Raw genomic sequence first — 14,429 nt, forward strand, 5'->3', positions numbered from 1 at the left:
CATGTGTCGAGCACGGACGGGAGGAGCGGTATGGAGGTCCCGCGGGCGGTGCTGTGGACCGGCGCACATCCGACGACGCCATGGCCGGCCGCGGTGCTGCGGATCGTGGTCGGCGTGCTGTTCGTCGGGTACGGCTGCCGACGTTCACCGAGCACGACGGCTGGGTGAGCTCGTTCGGCGACTGGTCGCTGCCGGAGTCGTCGCTGCTGGTGTACGCGACCGCGCTGCTGCTGGGCTGCGGCCTGATCGCCTGGTCGACGACCGGCCGCGGTCAGCGGCGGCGCAGCAGCTCGTAGGCCGCGACCGCCCCGGCCGAGGCCACATTCAGCGACTCCACGCCGCCGAACATGGGCAGCGACAGGATGCCGTCGCAGCGCTCCCGGACGGCGTCGGTGAGGCCGTCGGTCTCGTTGCCGAGCACCAGCGCCACCCGGGGCGGCAGGTCGGCGTCGAGCAGCGACCCGCCGCCCGCGTCCAGCCCGAACACCGAGAATCCGGCGCCGTGCATCAGGTCGACGCCCTCGGCGGCGGTGGCGCAGCGCAGCACCGGCGCGAAGAACGCCACCCCGGCCGACGCCTTGATCACCAGCGGGTCGATCGCGGGCACCCCGCGCCGGGGGAGCAGCACGCCGTCCAGCCCGGCGGCGGTCGCGCTGCGCAGCAGCATGCCGACGTTCGACGGGTTCGTGACGGCGTCGAGCACCAGCACCGACGCCGGCCGCCTGGTGCCGAGATCGGACAGGAACACGCCGAGCGGCGCCATCCGCGGGGCGACGACGTCGGCGAGTACGCCCTGGTCGTGCCGGCCGTTGCCGGCGAGCACCTTCACCCGCTGCGCCGACGCTCGCTGCACCGGCACCCCGCGCCGGCGCGCGGCGGCGGTGATCTCGCGCTCCCCGCCGCCGCGGACCGAGTCGGCGAGGATCACCTTGTCCACCGCCAGGCCATCGTCGGCGAGCGCCTCGAGGACCGGTTTGCGGCCGTAGACGGTGATGAACCGGTCCTTCGGCGACACGGCCGGCGCGGCGGACTCGGACGGGGTGGACGGGGCGCGGTCGGTCACGACGGCCAGAGTCCCACGCGCACGTAGGATCTCGACCATGCCGTCCCGGCTCTCCGCACTCGACGCCTCCTTCCTCTACATCGAGGAGGCGACCACGCCGATGCACGTCGGCGGCGTCTCCGTGTTCGACCGCCCGCGTGACGGCCTGGACTACGACCGGCTGGTCGAGCTGATCGAGCAGCGGCTGGCGCTGGTCCCCCGGTTCCGGCAGAAGGTCCGGCACGTGCCCGGCAACCTCGCCCGGCCGGTCTGGGTGGACGATCCCGAGTTCGACATCGCCTACCACGTGCGGCGCTCCGCGCTGCCCCGGCCGGGCAGCGAGGACCAGCTCACCGACCTGGTCGGGCGGCTGATGTCCCGGCCGCTGGACCACTCGCGGCCGCTGTGGGAGATGTACCTGATCGAGGGCCTCGCGCCGGCCCCGACCGGCCGCGGCAGCGGGAAGGACGGCCGGGTCGCGATCCTCACCAAGACCCACCAGGCGATGGTCGACGGGATCTCCGCGATCGACATCGGACAGGTGATCCTGGACGTCTCCGCCGAGCCCCGCGAGACGCCGGACGAGCTGTGGATGCCGCGGCCGGAGCCGAGCGACGGTCAGCTGGTGCTGGACGCGATCGGCGAGGCCGTCACCCGGCCGACCGAGATCGTGGACAACGTCCGAGCGGCCACCGGGGACGCGCTGGCCACCGTCGGCAAGCTCGGCCGGGCCGCCGGCAAGGTGCTGACGATGGCGCGCACGGCGGGCCGCCGCGCGCCGGGGCTCCCGCTGAACGCCGAGATCTCCACCCAGCGGCGGTTCGCGCTGGCCCGCACCGACCTGGAGGACTACCGCAAGGTGCGGGCCGCCTACGGCTGCGACGTGAACGACGTCGTGCTGGCCGTGATCTCGGGTGCGCTGCGCACCTGGCTGATGTCGCGCGGCGAGCCGGTCGGCGGGTCGTCGTCGGTGCGCGCGCTGGTCCCGCTGTCGGTGCGCGGGGAGGGCGACGTGCCCAGCTCGGCGACCGGCGGCTCGCTGGGCAACCGGGTGGCGTCGTTCCTGGTGGACCTCCCCGTGGGCGAGCCGAGCCCGCTGGTGCGGTTGCACCAGGTGACCCACCAGATGCGCGAGCACACCGACACCGGCGACGCCGTCGGTGCGGACACGCTCGTCCGGATCGGCGGGTTCGCCCCGCCGACCCTGCACGCGGTCGGGGCGCGCGCCGCCAGCGGCATGTCCCGGCACTTCTTCAACCTGGTCGTCACGAACGTCCCCGGCCCGCAGTTCCCGCTGTACGCGGCCGGTGCCCGGATGCTGGAGATGTTCCCGGTGGTGCCGCTGGCCAAGGGCCAGGCCGTCTCCATCGGGCTCACCAGCTACGACGGCGGCGTCTACTACGGACTCAACGGCGACCGGGACGCGATGGGGGACATCGACGTGCTCGCCGGGATGGTGAACGAGTCGCTCGAGGAGCTCCTCGACACCCTGCGGCAGTAGCGAGAAAGGACCTACCCGTGCGGATCTACCTCCCCGCGACCTGGCCGATGCTGGCCCGGACCGTGTCCACCGGCACCTTCGAGCCGCTCGGCGGGACCGGGTTCGCGCTGACCCCGAAGCTGCGCGAGTCCTACGTGACCGGCGACGACGAGGAGCTGGAGTACGCCGCGCTCAGCGAGGCCGCGCGGGCGTCGCTGCGGCTGCTCGCCGTCGAATTCGGGCTCGGCGAGGACGGCACGCCGCCACGCCGGGTGGTCGTCGCCGCCGACACCGACGACGTCACCCTGCGCCCCGATCTCGACGACGGCGCGGTCCGGGTGACCGGCCCGGTCCCGGTGGCGAAGATCGCCGCCGTGCACGTCGACCTGCCGGAGGCCGAGCACGCCGTCCGCGAGGCCGCGGGTGCGGTCGACAAGGCCGATCTCGGCGACCTGGACGCCGAGTTCCTGGTCGGTGAGGCCGAGGACTTCGAGCTCGCCTGGTACGACGGGTCCGAGCTGCCGTTCCTGGTCGAGCTGGGCTGATCCGCCCGGCTACCGGCGCTCAGCCCCGCACCGGCGGCTCGATCGTGACCGGGCTGCCCCAGTCGCGATAGCGCAGCAGCAGGTCCAGGGTGCCGGCGTCGGGCAGCTGCTGGCGCAGCCGCGCCCGCAGCGGGCGCCGGTCGGCGTCCAGCCAGATCTCGGTGCTGATCCGGGTCACCCCGGCCTGCTGCTGCGCGGTGAGCGCCGCGAGGCGGTCCGGCTCGGTCTCCACCGCGATCGCCCGGACCAGGTCGACGACCAGGGTGTAGTGCACGACGGGGACGCCGTCGACGTCGGTGTCCCGGGCGTCGGCGACCAGCACCGCCCCCGGGTAGCGGGCGATCGCGGCCAGCGGATCGGCGCCGCCGGCGACGTTCGCGGCGAGGGTGGCGTCCGCGACCTGCTCCGGCGCGATCGGCCCGATCCCGGGCTCCACCCAGTCCGCGGCGCCCTGCGGGTGCAGCCAGGTGCGCTCGCCGATCCGGACGACGCCGGTGGTGCCGGGCGGGGCGCCCTCCGGCCCGGCCCGCAGGTCCAGGCGCACCGCGGGCGCGCCGCCCTCCGGGACGAAGCGGACCGCGCCCTCGCCGGTGACCGGGACCGGCCCGGCCTGGTCGGTCAGGGTCCCGGCTACGGCCAGCGCGGCGCCGCCGTCGGATCGGGTGCGGGCACCGACGTCGGCGATCAGCGGCGCCGGGTCGTAGTACTTCGGCAGCGTGCTGCCGGTGGCCGGCGGCGGCGGGGTGGAGCCCATCGAGCCGGGCCAGGCGCACCCGGTCAGCGGTCCGGTGAGCAGCGCGACGCCGAGCAGGACGGCACCGAGCAACGGTGCCGCTCGCCGTTCCGGCACGTCGCCTCCGCCCCTGATGATCAGCCCTGGTTGAGCGCCACGAGGATGCGGCGCAACGCGTCGAGTCTGCCTCCGCCGAGCGATCCGGCGGCGACCAGGTCGTCCAGTGCGCACTCCGGATCGGCGGGCGGCCCGAGGTGCCCGCAGCCGCGCGGGCAGTCGTCGATCGCCGCGGCGAGGTCGCCGAACGCGGCGACCACGTCGTCCGGCCCGACGTGCGCCAGCCCGAACGAGCGGATCCCCGGCGTGTCGACGACCCAGCCGTCGGCGTGCGGGAAGGCCAGCGCCGCGGTGGTGGTGTGCCGCCCCTTGCCTACCCCGGACACCCGGCCGGTGGCCTGGTCGGCGGCCGGGACGATCGCGTTCACCAGGGTGGACTTGCCGACGCCGGAGTGCCCGACCAGCGCGCACAACCGACCGGTCAGCGCGGACCGCAGGTCCTCCAGGCCGGCCGGCGGGCCGTCCGCGGACCGCCCGGTGACGACCAGCGGCACCCCGAGCTCGCGGTACTGCGCGGCGAACGGCTCCGGATCGGTGAGATCGGACTTGGTCAGGCACAGCACCGGCTCCAGCCCGCCGGCGTAGGCGGCGACCAGGCAGCGGTCGACGAACCCGGTGCGCGGCGGCGGATCGGCCACCGCGGTGACGACGATCAACCGCTGCGCGTTCGCGACGACGACCCGCTCGTAGGGGTCGTTGTCGTCGGCGGTGCGGCGCAGCACCGTGTCCCGGTCGGCGACCCGCACGATCCGGGCGAGCGTGTCCGGCTCCCCGGACAGGTCCCCGACCAGGTCCACCCGGTCCCCGACGACGACCGGCGTGCGGCCCAGCTCGCGGGCCCGCATCGCGACCACCGGCGGCCGCTCCGGATCGGAGTCCGGGGCACACGTCCAGCGGCCGCGGTCGACGGCGGTGACCATCGCCCGGGACGCGTCGGCGTGCGCGGGGCGCCGCTTACTGCGCGGGCGGGACCCGCGCCGGCCCGGGCGGACCCGGACGTCGGACTCGTCGAGCCGGTCGTGCCTGGGCACCCTCAGCGCCCCTCGGCGATCCCGAGCAGCGCCGACCAACGGCCGGGGAAGTCGGGGATCGTCTTGTCGGTGCAGCTGATGTCGTCCACCGCGACGCCCGGCACCACCAGCCCGATGATCGCGCCCGCGGTCGCCATCCGGTGGTCGGCGTAGGCGCCCCACGGCCGGTCCGGCCGCCCGGCCAGCGGCTTCGGGTCGATCACCAGGCCGTCGTCGGTCTCGGCGACCGAGCCGCCGAGCGCGGTGATCTCGGTGGCGAGCGCGGCGAGCCGGTCGGTCTCGTGGCCGCGCAGGTGCCCGATGCCGCGCAGCCGGGACACCCCGTCGGCCAGCGCGGCGACCGCGGCGACGGTGGGGGCCAGCTCGCCGGCGTCGCGCAGGTCGACGTCGATCCCGGACAGCCGGTCCGGGCCGGTGACGGTGAGCCCGTCCGGTCCGGTCGCGATCCGGGCGCCGAACCGTTCCAGCACCGGCAGCACGTGCGCGCCGGGCTGGGTGCTCCCGGCCGGCCAGCCGCGCACCGTCACCCGGCCGCCGGTCACGGCGGCCGCCGCCAGGAACACCGCGGCGTTCGACAGGTCCGGCTCGATCGCCCAGTCCCGCACCGCGACCGGGCCGGGCTCCACCCGCCAGATGTCCGGCTCGTCGTCGTGCACGGTGACGCCGGCCGTCCGCAGCATGTCGACGGTCATCGCGATGTGCGGCAGCGACGGCACCGGCGGGCCGGCGTGCCGGACCGTCACCCCGCGCTCGAACAGGGCGCCGGAGAGCAGCAGCCCGGACACGAATTGGGACGACGCCGACGCGTCGATCGTGACCTCGCCGCCGCGGGCCGGCCGGTCGCCGTCGAGCCGGAACGGCAGCGCGTCCCCCTCGATCCGGGCGCCGAGGGTGCGCAGCGCGCCGAGCACGATGCCCATCGGGCGCTCCCGGGCGCGCGGGTCGCCGTCGAACCGCACCGCGCCGCGCGCGGTCGCCGCGGCCGGCGGGACGAACCGCATGACCGTCCCTGCGAGCCCGCAGTCGACCTGCGCCGGGAACTCGGGCGTGCCGCCGCGCAGCCCGCCGTGCGCGCCGGTCCGCACCGTGTCGCCCTCGGTGGTGACGGGCACGCCGAGCGCGGTCAGCGCGCCGGTCATCAGGGTGGTGTCGCGGGTCGGTGGGGCGCCGTCGACCCGGCAGGCGCCGCCGGACAGCCCGGCGAGCAGCAGCGCCCGGTTGGTGACCGACTTCGAGCCGGGCACCGAGACGGTGCCGGTCACCGGGGCGGCGGGTGTGGGTGCGGACCAGGAGCTCACGGTCCCATCTTTCCCCACGTGGGAGGATGGGACGCATGTGCGGCCGTTACGCCTCCACGAAGGCCCCCGCCGACCTGGCCGACGAGTTCCACGCCGTGGACGCCACGGCGGAGTCGTCGCAGCGGCCGGACTACAACGTCGCGCCGACCAAGGACATCACCGTCGTCGTGCAGCGGCACCCGCGCGACGACGACGGCGAGCCCGATCCGGCCGTCACCGAGCGGTCGCTGCGCACCGTCCGGTGGGGCCTGGTGCCGTTCTGGGCGAAGGACCCCTCGGCGGGCGCCCGGATGGTGAACGCCCGCTCCGAGACGGTCACCGAGAAGCCCGCGTTCCGCCGCGCCGTCGCCTCCCGGCGCTGCCTGTTCCCGGCCGACGGCTGGTACGAGTGGCAGCGCCGGGACGCCGTGCCGAAGGCGGAGGGCGGTTCGGGCAAGCCGACCAAGCAGCCCTACTTCACCGGCTACGCCGACGGCGCGACCCTGGCGATGGCCGGGATCTGGGAGTTCTGGCGTCCGAAGCCGGACGCCGGCGGCGATCTTCTCGAGAAGTACCCGGACGGCCTGGTGACCGCCTGCGTGCTCACCACCGAGGCGGTCGGCCCGCTCGGCCAGGTGCACGACCGGATGCCGCTGGTGCTCGCCCCCGGCGACTGGGACGCCTGGCTGGACCCGGACGCCTCGGTGGCCGACGGGCCGGTCGCCGCGCTGCTCACCCCGCCCGCCCCGGAGCTGGTCGCGATGCTGGCGATCCGGCCGGTGTCGTCGCAGGTCAACAGCGTCCGCAACAACGGCCCCGAGCTGCTGGCTGAGCTGCCCGCCGACCAGGTGCGGGAACCGATCCAGCTCGACCTGCTCTCGTGAGCGGGACCGGCGGCACCGTCGAGGAGATCGACACCCCGCGCGGCCCGGCCCGGGTGACCCGGCATCCGGCGGCGTCCGGCGCGCCGCGCGGCCTGCTGCTGCTCGGGCACGGCGCCGGCGGCGGCGTCGACGCACCCGACCTGGTGGCCGCGACCGGTGCGGCCACCGGCGCCGGGTTCGACGTCGGGCTGGTCGAGCAGCCCTACCGGGTGGCGGGCCGGCGCGCCCCGGCCCCGGCCGGGCACCTCGACGAGGCGTGGCTGGCGGTCGCCGCCGCGGTCCGCGGCGACCTGCCGCTGGTCCAGGGCGGACGTAGCTCCGGCGCCCGGGTGGCCTGCCGCACCGCCGCGGCCACCGGCGCGTCCGCCGTGCTGTGCCTGGCGTTCCCGCTGCACCCGCCGGGCCGGCCGGAGCGGAGCCGGCTGCCGGAGATGGCCGGCGCCGGGGTGCCGGTGCTCGTCGTGCAGGGCCGCAGCGACCGGTTCGGGATCCCGGACGACGGCCCCGGCCGCCGGGTGGTGCAGCTCGACGGCGACCACGGCCTGAAGAAGGACCCGGCCGGTGTGGCCGCGGCGGTCCGCGACTGGCTGGCCGGCATCCTCGGCTGACCGTCGGGCCGGCTCAGGACACGATCAGCCACAGTCCGCTCACCAGCAGCATCCCGGTCCAACTGAGGACCGTCATCATCACCGTCCAGGTGCGCAGGCCGTCGGCGACGGAGAGGCCGAGGAAGCGGGTGACGATCCAGAACCCGGAGTCGTTGACGTGCGACAGCGACGACGCCCCGCAGCCGATCGCCAGCACGATGAGCACGACCTGCAGGTTCGTGAAGTCTCCGGCGGCCACCGTCGACTGCACCAGGCCCGCGGCCGCCAGCGTCGCGACGGTCGCCGATCCCTGGGCCACCCGGAAGATCGTGGCGAGCAGGAACGCGAGCAGCAGGACCGGCACGCCGGACTCGACGAGTACGCCGGAGACGCTGTCGCCGATCCCGCTCTCCGAGAGCACCTCCGCGAATACCCCACCGGCGCCGGTGACGAACACGACGATGGCGGCCGGGGCCAGCGCGGCGTTCATCAGCGAGCCGAGCCGGTCCATCGACCAGCCGTGCCGGACGCCGAGCACGAGGCTGCTGAGGACGACGGCGAACAGCAGTGCGAAGGCCGGGGCGCCGGCCAGTGAGGTGACGCCGTGCAGCGTCGATCCCTTCGCCAGCACCAGCTCGCTGACCGTGCCGATCGCGATCAGTACCACCGGGACGAGGATCATCGCGGCGACCGTGAACGGTCCCGGTCCGCCGTCGCGCCCGGTGTCGGCGGTCGTGTCGGCGGTCAAGTCGGCGCTGTCCCCGGCCGGGTCGTCGTCCGGCCGGACGGGTGCGGCCCCGGCCGACCCGTCGAACCTGCGCTGGACGTCGGTGTCCACCCGGAACTCGCGCCGGGCGAACATCAACCGGCCGACGTAGTAGGCCTGCACCCCGAGCGGCACGCAGACCCCGAGCCCGACGAGCACGACCAGGCCGACGTCGGCGTCGAGCAGCGTTGCGCCACCGGTGATCCCGGGATGCGGCGGGACGAGACCGTGGATCAGGGCCATGATCCCGCCGACCGGGATGCCGACGATGACCGGTGAGACCTGTCCCGCCGCCTTGGCGAAGCTGAACAGGATGGGCAGCAGGATGATGTAGGCGACGTCGAAGAAGATCGGGATGACCACGATCGAGGAGACGACGAGCAGTGCCGGACCCACCCGCTCCGGCCCGAGCCGCCGGGTGAAGCGCTCGGCGAGGATCCGGGCACCGCCGGTCTTCTCGACGACGGCGCCGAGCATCGCGCCCAACCCGACCAGGAGCGCGACGTTGCCGAGCGTGCTGCCCATGCCCTCGATGACCGTGGGCATGATGTCGGCCGGGGCCATCCCGCCGGCGAGCGCGGTCGCGACCGCGACGATCAGCAGCGCCAGGAACGCCGGGACCTTCAGCCAGATGATCAGCGCGAGCAGCAGCGCGACCGCCGCGACCGCGATGCCGATGAGGGCGACGACGCTCATGATGGTGGCGAGTCCTTCCGTTCGTCGTCGAGCGGAGTGGTCGCCGTGCGGCCGACCGTTCGGACGCTCACCGATGGTGACGGTGGACGCCACCATCGTGCGTTTCCGTCACCGAGGCTCGTTGATATCAACGAGCCTGTCAATCAATCGGACGATCCCTGCTGGTCCGTTCGGCGGTCCGGGAGCTGACGGTGCATGACCGGGGTGCGCCGGTCCAGTGCCCGGGGGACGTCCGCCGGGTGCAGCGGCGCCGAGAGGTACCAGCCCTGGCCGATGTCACAACCCAGCGACCGCAGCCGGGATGCCTGCTCGGCGGTCTCCACCGACTCGGCGACCACCTCCAGCCCGAGGCTGTGCGCGAGCTCGATCATCGCCGACAGCACGACCGGGCTGTCCAGGTCGCGGCCGGGATGCCGGTCCGCCCGGGCCGGCATCGGGCCCTTCGCCGAGACGAACGACCCGGCGAGCTTCAGCACGTCGACCGGCAGCCGGTGCAGGTACGCCAGGTTCGAGTAGCCGGTGCCGAAGTCGTCGATCGCGATCCGCACGCCGAGCCGGGACAGCTCCTCCAGGGCCGCGATCGGCTGCCCGCCCGCGGACATCAGGTCGCTCTCGGTCAGCTCCAGCTGCAGCGCCCTGGCCGGCCACCCGGTCTCGCCGAGGATCTCCACGATCCGCTGCACGGCGTCGTCCTGGCGGAGCTGGCGGCCTGCCACGTTGACGCTGAGCACGAACCGGCGCGCCGGATCGGCGTCGGCCCAGGCGCGGGCGTCGGAGCAGGCCCGGCGCAGCAGGTACAGGCCGAGCGGGACGATCAGGCCGGTCTGCTCGGCCAGCGGGATGAACAGGTCCGGCCCCAGCTTCTCGCCGTCGGCCGCCCGCCACCGGGCCAGCGCCTCGACCCCGGTGACCCGGCCGTCGGCGAACGACACCAGCGGCTGGTACTCCAGGTCGAACTCGCCGCGCTCCAGCGCGCCGGGCATCCGGCCGGCCAGCTCGAACAGGTGCACGTCGTGCCGGTGCCGCTGCGGGTCGAACGCGGCGATCCGGTCCCGCCCGTCGCGCTTGGCCCAGTACATGGTGGTGTCCGCGGCCTGCATCAGCGCCGCGGCGCCGTCGTCGCGCGGGGCGGGATCGCCGTCGCAGGCCGGCACCGGCCAGGACACGATGCCGATGCTGGCGGACACCACGATCTCGCGGCCGCGCAGCGACACCGGCCGCCGGACGGTCTCCAGCGCCTGCTGGGCGACCGCGGTCAGCTGCTCCGGGCCGGTGCACTGCTCGATGAGCACGACGAACTCGTCGCCGCCCATCCGGGCGACGGTGTGCCCGAGGCTCCCGAGCTCGGCCTGCATGCGGTGCGCGACCGCGGTGAGCAGCTGGTCGCCCGCGTCGTGCCCGAGGGTGTCGTTGACCGCCTTGAAGCCGTCCAGGTCCAGGTAACAGACGCCGACCGTGGCGCCGCCGGGGTCCAGCGCCTCCAGCGCGGTGGTGAGCCTGCGGAAGAACAGCGCCCGGTTCGGCAGCCCGGTGAGCGGGTCGTGCTCGGCCTGGTGCTGCAGCCGGGACTGCAGCAGGTGCCGCTCGGTGACGTCGGCGACCATCGCGACCAGGTAGCGCGGGGCGCCGTCGCGGTCCCGGATCAGCGAGACGACCAGCTCGGTCCAGACCTGCCGCTCGTCCTTGCCGAAGTACGCCTTCTCCATCCGGACGTGGCCGACCCGGCCGGCCAGCATGGCCTGGATCTTCGGCCACATCTCGGGGGTGTCCTCGGGATGGATGAACTCGAAGACCGAGCGCCCGACGATCTCGTCCGGCGGGTACCCGAGCATCTCGGCGAGCGCCCGATTCGCCTCCAGGATCTGCCCGCCCGCGTCGGACACGCTGATCCCGAGCACCGCGTGTTCGAACACCGCGCCGTAGCGGGCCTCCGAGCGCCACCGGGCGTCCTCCGCGGCGCCGCGGGCGGCGAACGCGGCCGCGCTGATCCGCTCCTGCTCGGTGCGGGTCCGCTGCTGCAGGGTCCGCGCGTAGCCCGCGGACAGTGCGCCGACCGCGGCGGTGAAACGGCGCAGCCGGACCGGATCGGCGATCCGGTCGGCGAAGTGGGTGGCCAGCACGTCCAGCGAGCAGCGCAGCGCCGCCGTGTCGGTCAGATGCGCGGAGATCAGCTCGGCGCCGATCTCCCGGGCGGTCTCGATCTCGGCCCGCCCGTCGACGACGGCGGCGATCCAGTAGGCGGCACCGGCCAGCACGGAGCGCAGCTCGGCCCGCCCGGCCGAGACGAACCCACGGGCGTGGATCGCGGCGACCCAGGCGTCGGTCAGCCGCTCCACGCCCTGGTCGGGCCGGACCTCGCCCGTGCCCGCCGGTGCGGCATCGCCCACGTCGGCCTCCTGTCCTGCATGTCGTGTCGCCGGTCGGGCGAACTCAGCGGCGTGCCACGCCGGCCAGCCCCGGATAGCGCTGGACCTCCGGCCCGACCGGGGACTCCGGCCGCCACAGCGGGATCCGGACGACGCCGGGCTCCAGCAGCTCCAGGTCGCCGAACAGCGCGGTGACCTCCTCGGTGGAGCGCATCCGCATCGCGTTGGGCGAGCGGTCCCGGTTGTAGATGCTCTGCGCCTCGTCCGCGCCCGCGTGCCCGCCCTCCGCGGTCGCGTGGCTGATCACCAGGTAGCTGCCCGGGGGTGCCGCGCCCAGGTAGGTGCGCACGACCTCGGCCGGGCGGGCCTCGTCGGGCACGAAGTGCAGCACCGACACCAGCAGCACCGCGATCGGCCGGGAGAAGTCGAGGTGCGAGCGGGTCAGCGGGTTGTCCAGCACCTTGGCCGGGTCGGTCAGGTCGGCGGCGAGCACCTCGGTGCGGTCGTCGGCGTCGAGCAGGGCCCGGCTGTGCACCACCGCGATCGGGTCGTTGTCGACGTAGAGCACCCGGGCGTCCGGGATCTCGGCGGCCGCGATCTCGTGCACGTTGCCCGCGGTCGGGATGCCCGAGCCGAGATCGAGGAACTGGGTCACCCCCTGCGCGCACAGGTGGCGCACGGCCCGGCGCAGGAACGCCCGGTTCGCCTGGGCGACCGACGCCATCTCCGGCAGCACGCCGAGGATCTGCTCGGCGAACCGTCGGTCGGCCTCGAAGTTGTGCGAGCCGCCGAGGTAGTAGTCGTAGACCCGGGCGACGCTGGGACGGTTCATGTCCACCTCGTCGGGTGCCCACGCCGGCCTGTCCATTCTGTGCTCCCCGCAACGGATTCGACGTCTTTCGACCAAGAGGGACCCTACTGGCCGGACGGCGCCCTGAGGGGGCACGCGCCGCTCAGTACAGCGCGATCGTGGCGACAGCGGCCCCGGTGAGTGACACCAGGTCGTCCGGGGCGAGCTCGATCTCCAGCCCACGCCGGCCGCCGGAGCAGTAGATCGTGCCGAACCCGGCCGCCGACGCGTCGAGCACGGTGGGCAGGCGCTTGCGCTGGCCGAGCGGCGAGATCCCGCCCGCCACGTAGCCGGTGGTCCGCTCGGCGTCGGCGATCTCGGCCATCGCCGCCCGCTTGCCGCCCACCGCCGCGGCCAGCGCCTTCAGGTCGAGCTGCGCCGACACCGGCACGATCCCGACCGTCATGGCGCCGTCGACGACGGCGACGAGCGTCTTGAACACCCGGTCCGGGTCCTGGCCCATCGCCCGGGCAGCCTCCGGGCCGTACCCGGTCTCCCGGTCGTCGTGGGTGTAGCTGTGCACCCGGTGCCTGATCCCGCGTCGCACCAGCAACGCCGTCGCCGGGGTGCCCCTGCCCGCCATGTCCGCCTGACCTCCCGCGCTCGCCGACGGCCCCGCCCGCCGCGGCCGTCGCGGGCAACCTACGGGAATGCCGTTCCGGCGCGTGACGTTCCCGGTGGTGTGACGACAGCAGTGATGGAGGCCCCCCGGGCGTCCGAGGCCGGACGGAACCGGTGGGGACGCGTACCCTCCGACACGACCGCCGCGCCGGTGACCCGCACCGGCGCGCGGCCCGTGTCACTGGAGAGGGGACCCTTGTCAGAACAGCCGGATCGGTCCGGGAACGAGCCGGTCGAGCAGGTCGGCACCGCCGATGCCGAGGGCAACCGGGCGCCGGAGGACGAGACGGTCGAGGAGCGCACCGCCCGCTTCGAGCGGGACGCGATGCCGCTGCTGGACCAGCTCTACGGTGCCGCGCTGCGGATGACCCGGAACCCGGCCGACGCCGAGGACCTGGTGCAGGAGACGTTCCTGAAGGCCTACTCGGCCTTCGGCTCGTTCCGCCGCGGGACGAACCTGAAGGCCTGGCTGTACCGGATCCTGACCAACACCTACATCAACGGGTACCGCAAGCGTCAGCGCCAGCCGCTGCAGGCGCCGACCGACGAGATCACGGACTACCAGCTGGCCCAGGCGGGCGAGCACACGTCCACCGGCCTGCGCTCGGCCGAGGTCGAGGCGATGGACGCGCTGCCCGACGACGACGTGAAGGAGGCCCTCTCGGCGCTGCCGGAGGACTTCCGGATGGCCGTGTACCTGGCCGATGTCGAGGGGTTCGCCTACAAGGAGATCGCCGAGATCATGGGCACCCCGATCGGCACCGTGATGTCCCGGCTGCACCGGGGCAGGCGCCAGCTGCGGGACATGCTGACCGATGTCGCCCGCGACCGCGGTTTCGTGCGCGGGGCGGGCAGCCAGGAGGTGACGGCGTCGTGAGCGCCGAGGAGGTTCCCGCCGAGCGCAACCCGCTGGCCGGTGACACCGCAGGCTGCAGCGAGGTGCTCGCGGAGGTGTGGCTGTTCCTGGACCGCGAGTGCGACCAGGAGCGCAGGCGGCTGCTGCAGCACCATCTCGACGAGTGCGCACCCTGCCTGGCCGAGTACGGCATCGACGAGAAGCTGAAGGCCCTGCTGGCCCGCAAGTGCGGCGGGGAGTCGGCGCCGGAGGCCCTGAAGGACCGGCTCCGCACCCAGATCCGCTCGGCGGTGCTGGAGCAGGCGCAGGTGCGGGTCGAGTCCGGCCCGGAGGGCACCAGCGTGTCGGTGTCCCGGCGGCGCACGGAGTACCGGCGCGAGGGCTGAGCGCGGCGTGAGCCCAGCACGCACGAAGGGCGGGTACCGGGACCGGTACCCGCCCTTCGCACGTTCGGACGGCGACTCAGGTGTTCGGCTTCTTGCCGTGGTTCGCCTTCTTCTTGCCGCGGTCGCGGCGCTTGCGGGCACGCTTCGACATGATCGGCCCTCCTCTCCTCAGGGGTCACGGTTCCGCGGCGG

At 74.4% G+C, this 14,429-nt stretch carries 16 protein-coding genes; 8 read left to right on the forward strand and 8 right to left on the reverse strand.

The window, feature by feature from the left end:
- The first annotated feature begins 30 nt into the window (after positions 1 to 30).
- Both ABZ881_RS02250 and ABZ881_RS02255 read left to right on the forward strand, forming a co-directional pair.
- Positions 31 to 168, forward strand: coding sequence for a hypothetical protein (locus ABZ881_RS02250; RefSeq protein WP_358481133.1), 138 nt, complete (start codon positions 31 to 33; stop codon positions 166 to 168).
- The gene (locus ABZ881_RS02255) at positions 165 to 296 is read left to right on the forward strand and encodes a hypothetical protein (protein WP_358481135.1); all 132 of its coding nucleotides are present in this window, start codon (positions 165 to 167) and stop codon (positions 294 to 296) included. The genes ABZ881_RS02250 and ABZ881_RS02255 overlap by 4 nt, the downstream gene beginning before the upstream one ends.
- Here ABZ881_RS02255 and ABZ881_RS02260 read toward each other — a convergent pair.
- Complete coding sequence (locus ABZ881_RS02260; RefSeq protein ID WP_358481138.1) at positions 272 to 1,102, reverse strand: RNA methyltransferase; 831 nt, start codon at positions 1,100 to 1,102, stop codon at positions 272 to 274. The two genes, ABZ881_RS02255 and ABZ881_RS02260, sit on opposite strands and share 25 nt — an antisense overlap.
- Here ABZ881_RS02260 and ABZ881_RS02265 point away from each other — a divergent pair.
- Positions 1,101 to 2,543, forward strand: a complete 1,443-nt coding sequence (locus tag ABZ881_RS02265) for a wax ester/triacylglycerol synthase family O-acyltransferase (protein ID WP_358481140.1) — start codon at positions 1,101 to 1,103, stop codon at positions 2,541 to 2,543. The genes ABZ881_RS02260 and ABZ881_RS02265 overlap by 2 nt on opposite strands.
- A gap of 17 nt (positions 2,544 to 2,560) precedes the next feature.
- Positions 2,561 to 3,067, forward strand: a complete 507-nt coding sequence (locus tag ABZ881_RS02270) for a hypothetical protein (protein WP_344029630.1) — start codon at positions 2,561 to 2,563, stop codon at positions 3,065 to 3,067.
- A gap of 19 nt (positions 3,068 to 3,086) precedes the next feature.
- Here the strand turns inward: ABZ881_RS02270 and ABZ881_RS02275 are convergent, their stop codons facing one another.
- The 3 genes from ABZ881_RS02275 to aroA are packed head-to-tail and all read right to left on the reverse strand — an operon-like array spanning position 3,087 to position 6,246.
- Positions 3,087 to 3,917: a hypothetical protein gene (locus ABZ881_RS02275; RefSeq protein WP_358481142.1), complete on the reverse strand. Its 831-nt coding sequence runs from the start codon at positions 3,915 to 3,917 to the stop codon at positions 3,087 to 3,089.
- Positions 3,918 to 3,937: 20 nt separating this feature from the next.
- Entirely contained in the window at positions 3,938 to 4,948 is a 1,011-nt protein-coding gene (gene rsgA / locus ABZ881_RS02280) for a ribosome small subunit-dependent GTPase A (protein WP_358481144.1), read from the reverse strand.
- A 2-nt stretch (positions 4,949 to 4,950) separates the two neighbouring features.
- Positions 4,951 to 6,246: a 3-phosphoshikimate 1-carboxyvinyltransferase gene (aroA, locus tag ABZ881_RS02285; protein WP_358481147.1), complete on the reverse strand. Its 1,296-nt coding sequence runs from the start codon at positions 6,244 to 6,246 to the stop codon at positions 4,951 to 4,953.
- 35 nt (positions 6,247 to 6,281) lie between these two features.
- On the opposite strand from aroA, the gene ABZ881_RS02290 reads away from it, so the two are divergent.
- The gene (locus tag ABZ881_RS02290; RefSeq protein WP_358481148.1) at positions 6,282 to 7,109 is read left to right on the forward strand and encodes an SOS response-associated peptidase; all 828 of its coding nucleotides are present in this window, start codon (positions 6,282 to 6,284) and stop codon (positions 7,107 to 7,109) included.
- On the forward strand, positions 7,106 to 7,717 hold the full coding sequence (locus ABZ881_RS02295) for an alpha/beta family hydrolase (protein WP_358481150.1): 612 nt from the start codon (positions 7,106 to 7,108) through the stop codon (positions 7,715 to 7,717). The genes ABZ881_RS02290 and ABZ881_RS02295 overlap by 4 nt, the downstream gene beginning before the upstream one ends.
- Positions 7,718 to 7,730: 13 nt before the next feature.
- Here ABZ881_RS02295 and ABZ881_RS02300 read toward each other — a convergent pair whose 3' ends face one another.
- From ABZ881_RS02300 to ybaK, 4 genes are all read right to left on the reverse strand, one after another.
- Positions 7,731 to 9,158 carry a gluconate:H+ symporter gene (locus ABZ881_RS02300; RefSeq protein WP_358481152.1) on the reverse strand — a complete coding sequence of 476 codons (1,428 nt, stop codon included), beginning with the start codon at positions 9,156 to 9,158 and terminating at the stop codon, positions 7,731 to 7,733.
- Positions 9,159 to 9,301: 143 nt separating this feature from the next.
- Positions 9,302 to 11,545: an EAL domain-containing protein gene (locus ABZ881_RS02305; RefSeq protein WP_358481154.1), complete on the reverse strand. Its 2,244-nt coding sequence runs from the start codon at positions 11,543 to 11,545 to the stop codon at positions 9,302 to 9,304.
- 43 nt (positions 11,546 to 11,588) lie between these two features.
- Positions 11,589 to 12,392 (reverse strand): SAM-dependent methyltransferase, encoded by an 804-nt coding sequence (locus ABZ881_RS02310; protein ID WP_358481156.1) that lies wholly within the window; start codon positions 12,390 to 12,392, stop codon positions 11,589 to 11,591.
- A gap of 85 nt (positions 12,393 to 12,477) precedes the next feature.
- Positions 12,478 to 12,957 (reverse strand): Cys-tRNA(Pro) deacylase, encoded by a 480-nt coding sequence (gene ybaK, locus ABZ881_RS02315; RefSeq protein WP_358481157.1) that lies wholly within the window; start codon positions 12,955 to 12,957, stop codon positions 12,478 to 12,480.
- Between the two features lie 234 nt (positions 12,958 to 13,191).
- On the opposite strand from ybaK, the gene ABZ881_RS02320 reads away from it, so the two are divergent.
- A complete protein-coding gene (locus ABZ881_RS02320; protein WP_344029654.1) occupies positions 13,192 to 13,872 on the forward strand; it encodes a sigma-70 family RNA polymerase sigma factor in 681 nt (226 codons plus the stop codon).
- Positions 13,869 to 14,237, forward strand: a complete 369-nt coding sequence (gene rsrA / locus ABZ881_RS02325) for a mycothiol system anti-sigma-R factor (protein ID WP_344029656.1) — start codon at positions 13,869 to 13,871, stop codon at positions 14,235 to 14,237. The genes ABZ881_RS02320 and rsrA overlap by 4 nt, the downstream gene beginning before the upstream one ends.
- The last annotated feature ends 192 nt before the right edge of the window (positions 14,238 to 14,429 follow it).

The organism is Pseudonocardia sp. NPDC046786, from assembly GCF_040645415.1.
In the GTDB taxonomy this organism is placed as follows: Bacteria; Actinomycetota; Actinomycetes; order Mycobacteriales; family Pseudonocardiaceae; genus Pseudonocardia; species Pseudonocardia kongjuensis.

Coding starts and splice junctions, on each gene's coding strand:
- ABZ881_RS02260 (WP_358481138.1), bottom strand. CDS start 1,102: ATGGTCGAGATCCTACGTGCGCGTGGGACTCTGGCCGTCGTGACCGAC.
- ABZ881_RS02300 (WP_358481152.1), bottom strand. CDS start 9,158: ATGAGCGTCGTCGCCCTCATCGGCATCGCGGTCGCGGCGGTCGCGCTG.
- ABZ881_RS02265 (WP_358481140.1), top strand. CDS start 1,101: ATGCCGTCCCGGCTCTCCGCACTCGACGCCTCCTTCCTCTACATCGAG.
- ABZ881_RS02310 (WP_358481156.1), bottom strand. CDS start 12,392: ATGGACAGGCCGGCGTGGGCACCCGACGAGGTGGACATGAACCGTCCC.
- ABZ881_RS02250 (WP_358481133.1), top strand. CDS start 31: ATGGAGGTCCCGCGGGCGGTGCTGTGGACCGGCGCACATCCGACGACG.
- ABZ881_RS02290 (WP_358481148.1), top strand. CDS start 6,282: ATGTGCGGCCGTTACGCCTCCACGAAGGCCCCCGCCGACCTGGCCGAC.
- ybaK (WP_358481157.1), bottom strand. CDS start 12,957: ATGGCGGGCAGGGGCACCCCGGCGACGGCGTTGCTGGTGCGACGCGGG.